The 15,732-nt window shown below is 67.1% G+C and carries 11 protein-coding genes; 3 read left to right on the top strand and 8 right to left on the bottom strand.

Annotated features, from left to right (window positions below; all coding sequences use genetic code 11):
• Window positions 1-94: 94 nt before the first annotated feature.
• The 3 genes from THITH_RS05905 to aceA all read right to left on the bottom strand — a co-directional run bounded on the left by THITH_RS05905 (window position 95) and on the right by aceA (window position 2,953).
• Window positions 95-676 carry a class I SAM-dependent methyltransferase gene (locus THITH_RS05905; RefSeq protein WP_006748564.1) on the bottom strand — a complete coding sequence of 194 codons (582 nt, stop codon included), beginning with the start codon at window positions 674-676 and terminating at the stop codon, window positions 95-97.
• Between the two features lie 82 nt (window positions 677-758).
• Window positions 759-1,352 (bottom strand): Uma2 family endonuclease, encoded by a 594-nt coding sequence (locus THITH_RS05900; RefSeq protein ID WP_006748563.1) that lies wholly within the window; start codon window positions 1,350-1,352, stop codon window positions 759-761.
• Window positions 1,353-1,630: 278 nt separating this feature from the next.
• Complete coding sequence (aceA, locus tag THITH_RS05895) at window positions 1,631-2,953, bottom strand: isocitrate lyase (RefSeq protein WP_006748562.1); 1,323 nt, start codon at window positions 2,951-2,953, stop codon at window positions 1,631-1,633.
• Window positions 2,954-3,114: 161 nt separating this feature from the next.
• On the opposite strand from aceA, the gene aceK reads away from it, so the two are divergent.
• The 3 genes from aceK (at window position 3,115) to THITH_RS05880 (ending at window position 10,102) form a co-directional block, all read left to right on the top strand.
• Window positions 3,115-4,914, top strand: a complete 1,800-nt coding sequence (aceK, locus tag THITH_RS05890) for a bifunctional isocitrate dehydrogenase kinase/phosphatase (protein ID WP_006748561.1) — start codon at window positions 3,115-3,117, stop codon at window positions 4,912-4,914.
• A gap of 103 nt (window positions 4,915-5,017) precedes the next feature.
• Window positions 5,018-8,860 carry a DUF3683 domain-containing protein gene (locus THITH_RS05885; RefSeq protein ID WP_006748560.1) on the top strand — a complete coding sequence of 1,281 codons (3,843 nt, stop codon included), beginning with the start codon at window positions 5,018-5,020 and terminating at the stop codon, window positions 8,858-8,860.
• A 435-nt stretch (window positions 8,861-9,295) separates the two neighbouring features.
• Window positions 9,296-10,102, top strand: a complete 807-nt coding sequence (locus tag THITH_RS05880; protein ID WP_006748559.1) for an inositol monophosphatase family protein — start codon at window positions 9,296-9,298, stop codon at window positions 10,100-10,102.
• A 24-nt stretch (window positions 10,103-10,126) separates the two neighbouring features.
• Here THITH_RS05880 and secF read toward each other — a convergent pair whose 3' ends face one another.
• The 5 genes from secF to queA all read right to left on the bottom strand — a co-directional run bounded on the left by secF (window position 10,127) and on the right by queA (window position 15,638).
• Window positions 10,127-11,074, bottom strand: coding sequence for a protein translocase subunit SecF (gene secF, locus THITH_RS05875; RefSeq protein ID WP_006748558.1), 948 nt, complete (start codon window positions 11,072-11,074; stop codon window positions 10,127-10,129).
• Window positions 11,075-11,089: 15 nt separating this feature from the next.
• Window positions 11,090-12,955, bottom strand: coding sequence for a protein translocase subunit SecD (secD, locus tag THITH_RS05870; RefSeq protein WP_006748557.1), 1,866 nt, complete (start codon window positions 12,953-12,955; stop codon window positions 11,090-11,092).
• Between the two features lie 9 nt (window positions 12,956-12,964).
• Entirely contained in the window at window positions 12,965-13,294 is a 330-nt protein-coding gene (gene yajC, locus THITH_RS05865) for a preprotein translocase subunit YajC (protein WP_006748556.1), read from the bottom strand.
• A 171-nt stretch (window positions 13,295-13,465) separates the two neighbouring features.
• Window positions 13,466-14,581, bottom strand: coding sequence for a tRNA guanosine(34) transglycosylase Tgt (tgt, locus tag THITH_RS05860; RefSeq protein WP_025367328.1), 1,116 nt, complete (start codon window positions 14,579-14,581; stop codon window positions 13,466-13,468).
• Window positions 14,571-15,638 (bottom strand): tRNA preQ1(34) S-adenosylmethionine ribosyltransferase-isomerase QueA, encoded by a 1,068-nt coding sequence (queA, locus tag THITH_RS05855; protein WP_025367327.1) that lies wholly within the window; start codon window positions 15,636-15,638, stop codon window positions 14,571-14,573. Before queA ends, tgt begins: the two co-directional genes overlap by 11 nt.
• Between the last annotated feature and the right edge of the window lie 94 nt (window positions 15,639-15,732).

The raw sequence follows: 15,732 nt of genomic DNA, 5'->3' as shown, positions 1-15,732 counted from the left end.
CCCCGGCGCCGGATGGCGGATGACGGCCTTCGGCCTCTTCCGCCCTACACGTACTCCTTGGTCGGGAAGTGGCCGCCCGGATCCGCTGTGGGGGCTAGGGATTCCGGGTCGCGACCAGCCAGGCCTCGTTGCGTAAGCCCTGCCCCGGGTCACCGACGACGCCTTCCTCGCGGTAGGCGATCAGGCGCAGGTCGGCGAACAGCTCGAGCAGTTCGTTCGGTGCGAGACGAAACGCGGGGTTTTCCGGGCCACGGGCGTCGACCGCCTCCTGCGTCCAGGTCTGGTAGAACAGCAGCCCGCCGGGGCGCAGCGCCCGTACCAGCGCGGGTGCCAGCTCGCAGTCGAGGAAGTAGGACACCACGATCACGTCGAAACGCTCCGGCTCCGGTGGCGCCCGTTCCACGTCGCGGACCTCGGCCCGGATCGGCAGCCCCCGCTCCCCCGCGTACTGACCGAGCCGGCCGATGGCCACCGGGGAGATATCCCAGGCGGTGGTTTCCAGGCCCCGGCTCGCGAGCCACTGGGCATTGCCGCCGAGCCCGCAAGCGAGGTCCAGCGCCGTCCCGGCGCGTGGGAGCAGGTTCGCGTAGGCCTCGAGCACCGCGCAGGGCCGTGCGGCGGCCACGTCGCCTTCGGCGTGGCGCGCATCCCACTTGCTGCGGATCTCGTCGTTCATGTCCATTCCCCGGTATCGCTCACCGCCCCATGATGCCGGCATCGGCCAGGGCGTGCCCGCGTCGGGTACGCGAATTGCCGGATCAAGGCTCGACCGGGGGCAGCCTTGCGATCAGTGCGTCCCAGGCGATCGCGACCCCCGGCAGCACCGCCACGGCCGTCTCGCCCTGCAGCTCCTGAATCTCCGGCTTGCCGTACTCGCCATCGGCGAGCCGGTAGATCGTGACCATCCGGTCGGTGGGGTGCACCAGCCAGTATTCCTTGACCCCGGCGCGCTCGTACACCCGCCGCTTGCGCACGTGATCGTGGGCGGCGGTGGACGGCGACTGCACCTCGACCACCAGGTCGGGAGCACCACGCACGCCGCGCCGGTCGAGCCGGGCGGGATCGCAGACAACCAGCACGTCGGGTTGCACGACCGTGTCGATCTGCTCGTCCGCTTCGTTGGCCTTGGGCAGGCGGACGTCGAGGGGGGCGATGTAGGGGCGGCAGTTTCTGCCGTCGAGGGCATTCGCCAACTGGCGAAAAATCTCCCCGGCGATATCCTGATGTTCCAGGTCCGGGCCCGGCGCCATCAGGAAGGCCTCGCCATCGATCAGTTCGTAGCGTACATCCTCGGGCCAGCCGAGGTAGTCGCCGTAGGTATGATGAATGCTGTCGCGCCGCGCCAGTCCCATGGCGATCCCTCCGTTCCGGATGCCTCGACCTGAAGTCTATCCCGGCCGACAAGGACGGGCCAGCGCGGGTCCGCGGCAACCCCGGCCTGGGAACGGCGGATGACGGCCTTCGGCCTCTTCCGCCCTACCCATCCTATCCCGCCCGACAAGGACGGGCCAGCGCGGGTCCGCGGCAACCCAGACGTGGGAACGGCGGATGACGGCCTTCGGCCTCTTCCGCCCTACCCATGCTATCCCGCCCGGCATGGACGGGCCGGCGCGGGCCCGGGCGCCGTTCGTCAGAACTGCTCTTCCTCGGTCGAGCCCTTCAGCGCGGTGACCGAGGAGCCGCCGCCCTGGATCACGGTCGTCACGTCGTCGAAATAGCCGGCGCCGACTTCCTGCTGGTGCGAAACGAAGGTGTAGCCGCGCTCGCGCGCCGCGAATTCGGGCTGCTGCACCTTCTCCACGTAGTGGCGCATCCCCTCCCCTCGCGCGTAGTCGTGGGCGAGGTCGAACATGTTGAACCACATGCTGTGGATCCCCGCCAGCGTGATGAACTGGTACTTGTACCCCAGCGTGGACAGCTCGTCCTGGAAACTCGCGATCTGCGCGTCGGTCAGGTTCTTCTTCCAGTTGAATGACGGCGAGCAGTTGTACGCCAGCAGCTGGTTCGGGTTCTCCGCGCGCACCGCCTGCGCGAACTCGCGCGCGAAACCGAGATCCGGCGTGCCGGTCTCGCACCAGACCAGGTCCGCGTACGGCGCATACGCGACGCCGCGGCTGATCGCCTGCTCGAGGCCATTCCGCACTCGGAAGAAGCCCTCGGAGGTACGCTGGCCGGTCAGAAACGGCCGGTCATTGTCGTCGACGTCGCTGGTCAGCAGATTCGCCGCCTCGGCGTCGGTGCGCGCGAGCAGGATCGTCGGCACCCCCATCACGTCGGCCGCGAGCCGCGCCGCGATCAACTTCTGCACCGCCTCCTGCGTCGGCACCAGCACCTTGCCGCCCATGTGGCCGCACTTCTTCACCGCCGCGAGCTGGTCCTCGAAATGCACGCCGGCGGCCCCGGCGACGATCATGTTCTTCATCAGTTCGAAGGCGTTCAGCACGCCGCCGAAACCCGCCTCGGCGTCGGCGACGATCGGCAGGAAGTAATCGACGTAGCCATCGTCGCCGGGGCCGATGCCGCGCGACCACTGGATCTCGTCGCCGCGCTGGAAGGCATTGTTGATCCGCCGCACCATCGCCGGCACCGAGTCGTAGGCGTACAGCGACTGATCGGGATACATCGTCTCCGAGGTGTTGCCGTCGGCCGCGACCTGCCAGCCCGACAGGTAGATCGCCTCGAGCCCGGCCCGCGCCTGCTGCAACGCCTGGCCGCCAGTCAGCGTGCCGAGCGCGTTCACGTAGCCCTTGCGCGCCCCGCCGTGCAAGCGCTGCCAGAGTTTTTCCGCGCCCATCCGCGCATAGCTGTACTCGGGGCGAACCGAACCCCGTAGCCGGACCACGTCGGCGGCCGAGTAACCGCGGCGAACCCCCTGCCAGCGGGGCTGCTCGGCCCATTCCTGCTCCAGGGCATGGATCTGCTGCTCGCGGCTTGGGATGTCGGTATGGGGCATTTCAAGTCCTCCGAAGCGGCCGTGAAACGGCGCAATCTGAACTCTGGCGTTGTCCACTACAGGCAAGCCGGGCGTCTCCCAACCGGAAGTTGCTGCAGCTTGTGCATTGCAGCAAAATAGTCCAAATCCCGCGTCTCGTAAAGCGGAACATCCGAGGAAGCATGGCGACAGCACGCGAACAACTGGCCACCTGCCCGGAACGCGAAGGCCCCGACACCCTCGCCTCGCGCAGGGGGCGCCACCGGCGCGCATCGCAGCTGGCGCGCGCGATCCTGACCGGTTTCGAACGCCACTACTCGTTCTTCGCGGAGATCACCAGCGACGCCCGGCAGCGTTTCGAACGCGCGGACTGGGATGCGGTGCGCGAGGCCTCGGCCCAGCGCATCAGCTTTTACGACGACCGCGTGCGCGAAACGATCGCGAAGCTGCACTCGACCTTCGAGATCGATTGTCTGGACGAGCCGCTCTGGCAGGAAGTGAAGCGCCTCTATACCGACCTGCTGCGCCATCACAGCCGGCCCGAACTGGCGGAAACGTTCTTCAACTCGGTGTTCTGCCAGCTGTTTGCGCGCAAGTACTACCACAACGACAACATCTTCGTGGAGTCGACGATCGACCGCACCGAGCTGGCGGCGCATTACCGGGTCTGCATGTCCTTCCATCCGCGGGCAGCCGGGCTCGAGCAATGCATCTGGGAAATCCTGTCGGCGTTCTACTTCAGCATCCCCTACGAGGACATCGACCGCGACGTACAGCGCATCGCCGAGGCATTCCGCGAGCGTGCACCGCAGGCTGCCGCGCGCATGGAGGAACTGCGCATCGACGTGCTGGAATCGCCGTTCTTCCGGAACAAGGCCGCGTACCTGATCGGCAGGGTGACCTGGGACGAGGAGGTGGAGCCGTTCGTGATCCCGCTGATCAACACCGAGCAGGGCGCGATCCGCGCCGACACACTGCTGACCACGCGGGAGCAGATGGAGGCGGTGTTCAACTTCGCGCGCGCCTATTTCATGGCGAAGACGCCAGTCCCCGCAGCCACGGTCGCGTTCCTGCAAACGCTGATGCCCGACAAGCCGCTGGCCGAGCTGTACATGAGCATCGGCTTCCAGAAGCAGGCGAAGAACGAGTTCTACCGCGATTTCCTGGCCCATCTGGCGCAGAGCGGCGACGAATTCAAGCTGGCCGAAGGCACGCCGGGCATGGTGATGCTGGTGTTCACGCTGCCCTCCTATGGCTACGTGTTCAAGGTGATCCGCGACCGTTTCCCGCCGCCGAAGGACGTGACCCACGAGCAGGTGAAGCAGCGCTACCAGCAGGTGAAGCTGCACGACCGCGTCGGGCGCATGGCCGACACGCTGGAATTCTCGGATGTCGCGTTCCCGCTGGATCGCTTCCCGCCGGAGCTGCTCGCCGAGCTCCGGGCAGAAATCCCCTCGCTGCTGGAGTTCGACGGCGACGCACTGGTGATCAAGCACCTGTATATCGAGCGGCGGATGCTGCCGCTGAACCTGTTCCTGGACGAAGCCGACTTCGAGGAACGCGAAGCGGTGCTGGACGACTGGGGACTGGCGATCAAGCAGCTGATGGCGGTGAACATCTTCCCTGGCGACCTGCTGTTCAAGAACTTCGGCGTGAACTGCCTGGGCAAGGTCGTGTTCTACGACTACGACGAGATCGCCTATCTGACCGACTGCAACTTTCGCCGGATCCCCGCAGCGATGACGCCCGAGGATGAACTGAGCGCCGAGCCCTGGTTCTCGGTCGGCCCGCACGACATCTTTCCCGAAGAGTTTCCGACGTTTCTGTGCCAAGACCCGGAAGTCCGGCAGATCCTGAACGATACCCACCCGGAGCTGTTCGACTACCGCTACTGGCGCGCCCGTCAGCAGGACATCCGCGACGGCGTCCACGGTGACGTGTTCCCCTATTCGAGCCAGATCCGCTTCCCGCACCCGCAATGACGCGGGCGCGGAAGGGCTTCACGGAAAAGCCATGGGCGTTCGTGATTTTGCCGCCAGCGGCCGGTACCCTGTAGCGCCCTCCCCGCATCCGGACCCCGCCTTCATGACTGCCGAACGCATCCGCGAGATCCCCTACAACTACACGTCGTTCTCCGATCGCGAGATCGTGATCCGCTTCCTCGGCTCGGCCTACTGGGATCTCCTGAACGAGCTGCGCGGCGAGCGGCGCACCGGGGTATCCGCGCGGATGCTGTTCGAGGTGCTCGGCGACCTCTGGGTCGTCTCCCGCAACCCCTACATCCAGGACGACCTGCTCGGCGACCGCAAGCGCCGGCATGCGCTGATCGACGCGATGCGCCAGCGCATCGAGCAGATCGTCGCGCGCGCCGACGGCAACGAGAAGGCGCTGAAGCTCGCGCGCCGGGCCGAGGCAGCGGTCGCCAGCTTCGCCGCGTCGTTTCGCGACACCGCCAATCTGCGCGAACGGGTGCGCAGGCGTCTGTCCGGCCTGACCCATCGCGACAACATCGGCTTCGGCGGGCTGGCCCGGGTCTCGCATGTGACCGACGCCACCGACTGGCGCGTGGAACTGCCCTTCGTGGTGTTGACCCCCGATTCCGAGGCCGAGATGGGCCGACTGGTCGCCGCCTGCATCGAACTCGGGCTCACCGTGATTCCCCGCGGCGGCGGCACCGGCTACACCGGCAGCGCCGTACCGCTGACCCCGCGCGCGGCGGTGATCAACACCGAGAAGCTCGAGGCGATCGGTCCGGTGCAGCACCGGCGCCTGCCCGGCGTCGATCGGGAGGTCGCAACCGTCCGCGTCGAAGCCGGCGTCGTCACCCGCCGGGTTTCCGAGCTCGCGGCCGAGAACGGGCTCGTGTTCGCCGTCGACCCCACTTCGCAGGACGCCTCCACGATCGGCGGCAACATCGCGATGAACGCCGGCGGCAAGAAGGCGGTGCTGTGGGGCACGGCGCTGGACAACCTTGCGTCCTGGCGCATGGTCACGCCGCAGGCCCACTGGCTGCAGGTGGAACGGCTCGAGCACAACCTGGGCAAGATCCACGACGCGGCGACCGTCCGCTTCCGCATCACGCGCTACGAGCCCGACGGCGAGACGCCCAGCGGCGAACCCGAGATCCTGGAACTTCCCGGCCCGGCGTTCCGCAAGGCCGGGCTCGGCAAGGACGTGACCGACAAGGCGCTGATGGGCCTGCCCGGCATCCAGAAGGAGGGCTGTGACGGCCTGATCACCTCGGCCGAGTTCATCCTGCACCGGATGCCCGAGCACGTCCGCACCGTCTGCCTCGAGTTCTACGGCAGCGACCTGCACCAGGCGGTGCCGGCGATCGTCGAGAGCAAGAACGCGGTGGACCACGACCCCGACGTGCTGCTCGCCGGGCTCGAGCACCTCGACGAACGCTACGTGAAGGCGGTGAAGTACACGCCCAAGGGCGCCCGTGGCGAGGCGCCGAAGATGATCCTGATCGCCGACATCGTCTCCGACGACGAGGACGCGCTCGCGCGCCGTGCCGCGGCGATGGTGCGCGCCGCCAATGCGCGCAACGGCGACGGTTTCATCGCCATCAGCCCCGAAGCGCGCAAGCGGTTCTGGGCCGACCGCGCGCGCACCGCCGCGATCGCCGCCCACACCAACGCCTTCAAGATCAACGAGGACGTGGTGATCCCGCTGGAGCGGCTCGCCGAATACACCGAGGGCATCGAAACGCTGAACGTGCGCGAATCGCTGAAGAACAAGCGCGCGATGATCGACGAGATCCTGGATTGCCTGCGCGGCGAACATCCCGAGTTGCGCGAACTGCTGGGCGAGAGCGGCAGCGAGGGCTGGGACTGGTTCGACGCCAAACGCGCCCGGGCAGTCGAAGTGCTGGAAGCGGTGCAACGCCGGTGGGCCGCGATCGACGCGCACTTCGTCAGCGCCGCGACCGATTGCGACCCATGGCTGGACGACACCGCCCGCGCCGACCTGCGCCCGGGCGACCGGATCATCGACCTGCTGCTGCGGCGCAGCCTGCGCATCTCCTACCGGCGCGAGGTCGAGCGGCCGCTGTTCGAGATCTTCGACGGGCATCAGCTCGAATCCGTGCGCAAGCGGATCAATGCCATCCACGACCGCATCCTGACCAGCCGCCTGTTCATCGCGCTGCACATGCACGCCGGCGACGGCAACGTGCACACCAACATCCCGGTGAACTCGAACGACTATCCGATGATGCAGGCCGCAGAGCGACTGGTCGATGCCGTGATGAAGCTGGCCCGCGATCTCGGCGGCGTGATCTCGGGCGAACACGGGATCGGCATCACCAAGATGCAGTTCCTCGAGCCCGAACGGATCGAGGCCTTCGCCGAATACAAGCGCCGGACCGACCCGCAAGGGGTGTTCAACGCCGGCAAATTGCTGCCGGGCTCGGGCCTCGCGAACGCCTACACGCCGTCGCTGCGGCTGGTCGAGCAGGAAGCATTGATTCTGGAGGAGAGCGCGCTCGGCGCGCTGAACGACGAGATCAAGGACTGCCTGCGCTGCGGCAAGTGCAAGCCCGTCTGCAATACCCACGTGCCGCGCGCGAACCTGCTGTACTCGCCGCGCAACAAGATCCTCGCGACCGGCCTGATCGTCGAGGCCTTCCTGTACGAGGAGCAGACGCGGCGCGGGCTGTCGCTGCAGCATTTCGACGAAATGAACGACGTCGCCGACCACTGCACGATCTGCCACAAGTGCCTGAGCCCCTGTCCGGTGAACATCGACTTCGGCGATGTGACCATGCACATGCGCGCGATCCTGAAAAGCCGCGGCCAGCGCCACTTCAAGCCGGCCACCGCCGCGTCGATGGCATTCCTGAACGTGAAGGACCCGACCACGATCAAGGCGATGCGCAAGGGGCTGATCCAGTGGGGCTACGCCGCGCAGCGTCTCGGCCACATGACCTTCCGCAAGCTGAGATTGCTGAACGAGCAGAAGCCGCCGGGCGCGACCACCGGCAAGATGAAGATTCCGGCGCAGGTGATCCACTTCGTGAAGAAGCCGATGCCGGCCGGCCTGCCCGCGCAGACCACCCGCGCGATGCTGGGGCTGGAGGACGCCCGCTACGTCCCGGTATTGCGCGACCCGGTGAAGACCGACATCGACTCCGAGGCGGTGTTCTACTTCCCCGGCTGCGGTTCCGAGCGCCTGTTCAGCCAGGTCGGGCTCGCGACGCTGGCGATGCTGTTCGATGCCGGCGTGCAGACGGTACTGCCGCCCGGGTACCTCTGCTGTGGCTACCCGCAGCTCGGCAACGGCGACACCGCGAAGGGTCAGGCGATCACCACCGAAAACCGCGTGCTGTTCCACCGTGTGGCGAACACGCTGAACTACCTCGACATCAAGACCGTGGTCGTTTCCTGCGGCACCTGCATGGACCAGATGCTGAAATACGAATTCGAGCGCATCTTCCCCGGCTGCCGGCTGCTCGACATCCACGAGTTCCTGATGGAAAAAGGCGTGCAGACCGAGGGCGTTCCCGGAGTGCAGTACCTGTACCACGACCCCTGTCACTCGCCGATGAAGACCCACGCACCGACCACCGTCGCGAACGCGCTGCTCGGCCAGCCGGTGTTGCCCTCCGACCGCTGCTGTGGCGAGGCCGGCACCTTCGCGATCAGCCGCCCCGACATCGCCAGCCAGGTGCGCTTCCGCAAGCAGGAAGAACTGCACCAGGGGATCCGCGCGCTGACCGGCACCGAGCGTGCGCACGACGGGAACGTGAAGATCCTGACCTCCTGCCCAGCCTGCCAGCAGGGGCTGTCGCGCTACCGCGAGGACACCGGGCTGGACTCCGACTACATCGTGGTCGAACTCGCGAAACGCCAGCTCGGCGATACCTGGCAGCAGGACTTCATCGCCCAGGCCCGTGCCGGCGGCATCGAGAAGGTGCTGCTCTGACGCCTCAGTCACGATGAGCGTACTGCGTCGGACCCGCCGCACGGCCGCCTCATACGCCGTTCGGCGGATGACGCTGGCGCTCTTCCGCCCTACCCGTGCTCGCGATGGATCGTGGAACCACCGGGAATCGTGCGCGGCCGCCCCGGACGCCGTTCGGCGGATGACGCTGGCGCTCTTCCGCCCTACCCGTGCTCGCCATGGATCGTGGAACCACCGGGAATCGTGCGCGGCCGCCCCGTACGCCGTTCGGCGGATGACGTTGGCGCTCTTCCGCCCTACCCGTGCTCGCGATGGATCGTGGAACCAGTCCCGTAGGGCGGAAGAGGCCGAAGGCCGTCATCCGCCATTCCGGCGATGCGCGGGCCGCTTTCCCTTCCGGGCGGGCTTGTGTATCGTTCGCGGCCCGATCCCTGCTGCCGTACCGGAGATGTGCCCATGCATCCGATGCTGAACACCGCGATCAAGGCCGCGCGCGCGGCGGGCCGCGTGACCACGCGCGCCTGGGACCGCCCGGACAAGGTCAGCATCCGCGAAAAGACCCGCAACGACTTCGTCACCGAGGTCGACCTGCAGGCCGAGCAGACGATCGTGCAGATCCTGCGCCAGGCCTATCCCGACCACGGCATCCTCGCCGAGGAAGGCGGCCACCAGGCCGGGGACGACTACGTCTGGGTGATCGACCCGCTGGACGGCACCACCAACTTCCTGCACAGCGTCCCGCATTTCGCGATCTCGATCGCACTGCGGCATCGCGGCCGGCTGGAACAGGCGGTGGTCTACAACCCGATCGGCGAGGAGCTGTTTACCGCAAGCCGTGGCGGCGGCGCGTTCCTGAACGACCGCCGCATCCGCGTCGGTCAGCGCGCGGACCTTCACGGCGCCCTGCTCGGCACCGGAATCCCGTTTCGGGACGAGCAGAACCTCGACCGTTACCTGGCCACGCTGCGCGCGCTGATCCCGGACACGGCGGGCGTGCGCCGGCCGGGATCGGCCGCGCTGGACCTGGCCTACGTCGCCGCCGGGCGCTTCGACGGCTTCTGGGAGATGGGGCTGCGCGACTGGGACATCGCGGCCGGCGTGCTGCTGGTGCAGGAAGCCGGCGGCCTGGTCAGCGACTGGGAAGGCAAACCCGATGTGTTCCGGCGCGGGGACGTGGTCGCCGGAAACCCGAAGGTGCTGAAGGCCATGCTGCAGCGCCTGCGCGCGGCGCTGGCGGCCGACACCGCGACCGCCGGTTCCTGACGCGATTGCGCCGGCGCCCTTCGATCAGGGCGTCTCTTCCTGCTCGGCCCCTTCTTTCTTCACCGGCAGCAGGACCTTGCGGTCGACGCCGAGCATCAGCGCGGCCGCCGCGGCGATGAAGATCGACGAGTAGGTTCCGACCAGCACGCCAACGATCAGCGCGATCGCGAAGTTGTTCAACGCGGCACCGCCGAGCACGAACAGCGCCAGCAGCACCAGCAAGGTGGTGGTACTGGTGACGATGGTCCGCGCCAGCGTCTTGTTTACCGCGTTGTTCATCACGAATTCGGTGCCTTCCTTGCGCAATATCCGGAAGTTCTCGCGTATTCGGTCATAGACGACGATGGTGTCGTTCAGCGAATAGCCGATTACCGCGAGTACCGCCGCAAGCACCGCGAGATCGAACTCCATCTGCGTCAATGCGAAGAAACCGAGCGTCAGCGTCACGTCGTGCACCAGTGCCAGCACCGAACCCACCGCGAAGCGCCACTCGAAACGCACTGCCACGTAGATCAGGATCCCGAACAGCGCATAGATCATCGCCAGGCCGCCCTGCTCGCGCAGTTCCTCGCCGACCGCCGGGCCGACGAATTCCACCCGGCGCAGTTCGACGCCGTCGGGGCCACCCGCTTCCAGCGCGCGCAGCACCTGGTTCGACAGTTCGGCCTGGTCCGGATCGTCGGCCCGCGGCGGCAACCGAATCAGCACGTCCCGCGACGTGCCGAAATACACCACCGTCGCGCGCTCGAAGCCGCCTTCGTCCAGTTGCTGCCGGATCGGATCCAGTTCCACCGCGTCGGGATACCCGACCTCGACCAGCGTGCCGCCGGTGAAGTCGATGCCGAAATTCAGGCCCCGCGTGGCCAGCAGCAGCACCGACGCGAGGATCAGAACGATCGAAAAGGCGATCGCGATCTTGCGGCGCCCCAGAAAGTTGATGTTCGATTCGGCGAAATTGAGATGTGGCAGCATGGATAGATTCCGGGACTAGATCGCCAGCCGCGTGATGCGCCGCTGGCGACCGTAGGTCAGGTTGACGATGGCGCGCGTGACCACGATCGCGGTGAACATCGACACCACGACCCCGATCGACAGCGTGATCGCGAATCCCTTGATCGGGCCGGTGCCGAACAGGAACAGCACCACCGCGGCGATCAGGGTAGTCACGTTCGCATCCGCGATGGTCGAGAACGCCCGCTCGTAGCCGCCGGAGATCGCCGCCTTCGGCGACATCCCATTGCGCAGCTCCTCGCGTATTCGCTCAAAAATCAGCACGTTAGCATCCACCGCAATACCGACGACCAGCACGATACCGGCGATTCCAGGAAGCGTCAGCGTGGCCTGGAGCATCGACAGAATCGACACGATGAACACGAGGTTCAAGGCCAGCGCGAAGTTCGCGATCAGCCCGAACACGCGGTAGTAGAGAATCATGAACAGCATTACCGCGATGAAGCCGATGATCACCGACTGCATGCCCCGGTCGATGTTCTCCTGCCCGAGGCTCGGCCCCACCGTGCGTTCTTCCACGATCGACATCGGCGCCGCCAGCGCGCCGGCCCGCAACAGCAACGCGAGGTTATGCGCCTCGCGCGTGCTTTCGAGGCCCGTGATCTGGAACCGCCGGCCGAGAGGCTCGTTGATGCGGGCGATGTTGATGACCTCTTCGCTGCGCGAGGTCCGCCGCACGAGCTCGCCGTCCTCCTCGGTGGTCTCGGTGCGGGTTTCGATGAAGACCGTGGCCATCAGCCGCCCGACGTTCTCGGCCGTGACCCGGGAAAAGATCCGCGCGCCCTGCCCGTCCAGGTTGATGAACACCGCCGGCCCGCCGGTATCCTGAGCGATTCCGGACGAGGCTCCGGTGATGTAGTCCCCGGTCAGCATCACGCGCCGCTGCAGCAACACAGGCGCCCCGTCACGCTCGTAATAGAGCCGTGCGCCGGTGGGAACCCGGCCCGTTTCGGCCGCCGCCCGGGCATCCTCACCCTCCGCAACCATGCGGAACTCGAGTGTGGCGGTGGCACCCAGGATTTCCTTCGCCCGGGCGGTATCCTGCACCCCGGGAAGCTGCACCACGATGCGGCTCTCGCCCTGTTGCGCGATGATCGGTTCGGCAACCCCCAGCTCGTCGACGCGCTTGCGCAGCGTCGAGATGTTCTGCTGCAGCGCCAGACGCCGCAACTCGGTCAGATGCTCGCCGTCCAGCGTAGCTTCGAGGCTGCTGTCGGCGCCCTGGCCGCGCTCGACGAACTCGAGTTCGCCGCGGTAGTTCCGGCGCAGCCAGGTCAGCGCCTGCGCACGATCCTGTTCGGAGGCGAAGCGGATCCTGAGGTCGCGGGCGCCGCGTTCGATCTCCTCGAACGACAGGCGCTCCTCGCGCAGCCGGCCGCGGAACTCGTTGGTGTAGCGTTCCATCGCCGTTCCGATCACCGCGTTCAGATCCACCTCCATCAGGAAGTGCACCCCGCCCCGCAGGTCCAGCCCCAATGCCATCGGCCGGCCGTTGATCGCGCGCAACCACTCCGGCGTTGCCGGGGCCAGGCTCAACGCCACGACATGGTCGTCATCCAGCGCACCGCGCAGGACGTCGGCCGCGCGCAGCTGCCGCTCGGCGCTGTCGAAACGCAGCAGTTTCTGCCCATCGCGCTCCTCGATCTGGTGCGGCGTCAGCCCCTGGGCACCGAGGATCACATCGATGATCGAAGCGACGTTCTCGTCGACCACACCGGTCCGGGAATTGGCGACCTGCACTGCCGGGTCTTCCGGGAAAATGTTCGGCAATGCATACAGGCCGCCCGTGAAGATGGCCAGGACGATCAGGGCGTAGACCCAGACAGGATAGGCGTTGCGCATCGGCGTTCTTTACACGTCTTTCATGGTGCCTTTCGGCATAACGGCGGCGACCGACTGGCGCTGGATGATGACGTTGACGCCATCGGCCACGTCGGCCTTCACGAAGTTCTCGCCCACCTCGGTGATTTTCGCGAGCAGACCGCCGTTGGTCACGATCTCGTCGCCCTTCGACAGGGCCTCGACCATCGCGCGGTGCTCCTTGGCCCGCTTGCTCTGCGGGCGGATGATCAGAAAGTACATGATCGCGAAGAAGATCGCGATCATGATCAGGAACTCGATCATGCCGCCACCGGCGGCGCCGCCCTCCTGCGCATGGGCTGCGGAAATGAGAAAGTCCATCTGGTTACTCCGTTCGAAAGGGTCGGAATGGATTTCGCGCCACCGGCCGAACCGCGCGCCACGCGCTATGCAGATTTCGGCCCGAGAGACGCCGCTGCGGGCACGCCGCAAGGGAAACTCGCGGGGCTCGAGCAGGCTCTCGGAGCCGGCAGCGATTCAAGACGGGCCGAATTATGCCACAGCGGGGACCGGCATGCCGCGCATGGAATAGAAGTCCGCGACGAAGCGCTCGAGTTCCCCGGCCGCGATCGCGTCGCGCAGCCCCCGCATCAGGTCCTGGTAGTAATGCAGGTTATGAATCGTCGCCAGCCGTGGCCCGAGAATCTCGTTGCATTTGTCCAGATGCTTCAGATAGGCCCGTGAGTAGTGGCGGCAGGTGTAGCAACCGCAGGCCGGGTCGACCGGCGCCGTGTCGTCGCGGTAGCGCGCGTTGCGGATACGCAGAATGCCTTCCCGCGTGTACAGGAATCCGTTACGCGCGTTGCGCGTCGGCATCACGCAGTCGAACATGTCGACCCCTCGGCGCACCGCCTCGACGATGTCCTCGGGGCGCCCGACACCCATCAGGTAGCGCGGGAATTCGGGCGGCAGCAGCGGCAGCGTCGCATCGAGCACCCCGAGCCGCTCCGCCTCCGGCTCGCCGACCGACAGCCCGCCGACCGCGTAACCGTCGAAGCCGATCGCCCGCAATGCCTCGGCCGAGCGCGCGCGCAGCGCCGGAAACATCCCGCCCTGCACGATTCCGAACAATGCCGCGGGGTTGTCGCCGTGCGCCTCGCGCGAGCGCTTCGCCCAGCGCAGCGATAGTTCCATCGACTCCTGGGCCTGGTCCTCGGTCGCCGGATACGGTGTGCACTCGTCGAAAATCATCACGATGTCCGCGCCGAGTTCCCGCTGCACCCGCATCGAGTCCTCCGGGGTCAGGCGGATCGCGCTGCCATCGACCGGCGACTGGAAATGCACGCCCTCCTCGCTGATCTTGCGCAGATCGGCGAGCGAGAACACCTGGAAGCCTCCGGAGTCGGTCAGGATTGGACCGTCCCAGTGCATGAACTCGTGCAGGTCACCGTGCGCCCGGATCACCCCGGTTCCGGGCCGCAGCATCAGGTGGAAGGTATTGCCCAGGATGATCTCGGCGCCGGTCTCGCGCAGCTCCTCGGGAGTCATCGCCTTCACGGTGCCGTAGGTGCCGACCGGCATGAACGCCGGCGTCTCGACCGAGCCCCGCGCGAAGGTCATCCGGCCCCGTCTCGCTTTTTGATCCGTTGCCTGCAGCTCAAACTTCATGTCGATTCGCATCCATACTCGGCGGCAGGTCGCCCGGGTCGCCCGGCGCGAGCCACATTGCGTCACCGTAGCTGAAGAAGCGGTAGTGCTGCGCGACCGCGTGCCGGTACGCCTCCAGCACCCGGCGGTAGCCGCCGAAAGCCGTGACCAGCATCAGCAGCGTGCTCTGGGGCAGGTGGAAATTGGTCAGCAGCCGGTCGACCACCCGGAACCGGTAGCCGGGGGTGATGAACAGCCGGGTCTCGCCCGCGAACGGCTGCAACTCGCCCCCGGCGGCGGCCGACTCCAGGCTGCGCAGCACGGTGGTACCCACCGCCGCCACGCGACCACCGCGGGCTTTGCACGCCGCAACGTCGGCACAGATCTCGGCGCCGACCTCCGCATACTCGGCATGCATTTCGTGGTCGTCGGTATCCTCCACCTTAACCGGCTGGAACGTGCCCGCGCCGACGTGCAGCGTCACCGTCGAGATCCGGACGCCCCGCTGCCGCAGATCCTGCAACATGGCATCGTCGAAATGGAGCCCGGCAGTCGGCGCGGCCACGGCACCGTCGCGGGCCGCGAACACCGTCTGGTAACGCTCGCGGTCCTCGGCCCGGTCCGCACGCTGGATGTACGGCGGCAGCGGCACATGCCCGTGGCGCTGCAGCGCCTGCAGAAAATCGCCCTGATTCGACAGGCGCAGCCGGAAAAACATGCCCTCGCGTCCGAGCACCTCGACGTCGAGCGCGTCCTCGAGCCGCAGGCGCGTGCCCACCGGCGGCGACTTGCTCGCGCGCACCATCGCCAGCACGGTGTCGGCCGACTCGATCCGCTCGACCAACACCTCCACCCGCCCGCCGGTCGCCTTGAACCCGAGCAGCCGCGCCGGAATCACACGGGTATCGTTCAGGACCAACAGATCCCCCGCCCGCAGCCAGCGGGCGATGTCGCGCAGCTGCGCATCCTCCGGCTGCCCGCCTTCGAGCACGAGCAGACGCGCCCCGGTGCGTTCGGGCAGCGGCTGCTGGGCGATCAGCTCCGGCGGGAGCGAGTAGTCGAAGTCGGCGACGCGCATGGCGCGCGATGCTACCACGGCCCCGCGGTCCATACGCCCGTCCATATGCACCTGTGGGCCGAGTTCGGCGATCGGCCACAGCCGGCAACGCGAA

This window comes from Thioalkalivibrio paradoxus ARh 1 (assembly GCF_000227685.2).
Classification (GTDB): domain Bacteria; phylum Pseudomonadota; class Gammaproteobacteria; order Ectothiorhodospirales; family Ectothiorhodospiraceae; genus Thioalkalivibrio; species Thioalkalivibrio paradoxus.
Note: the sequence above shows the minus strand (reverse complement) of the source record. Positions and strands in the feature narration are given on the sequence as shown.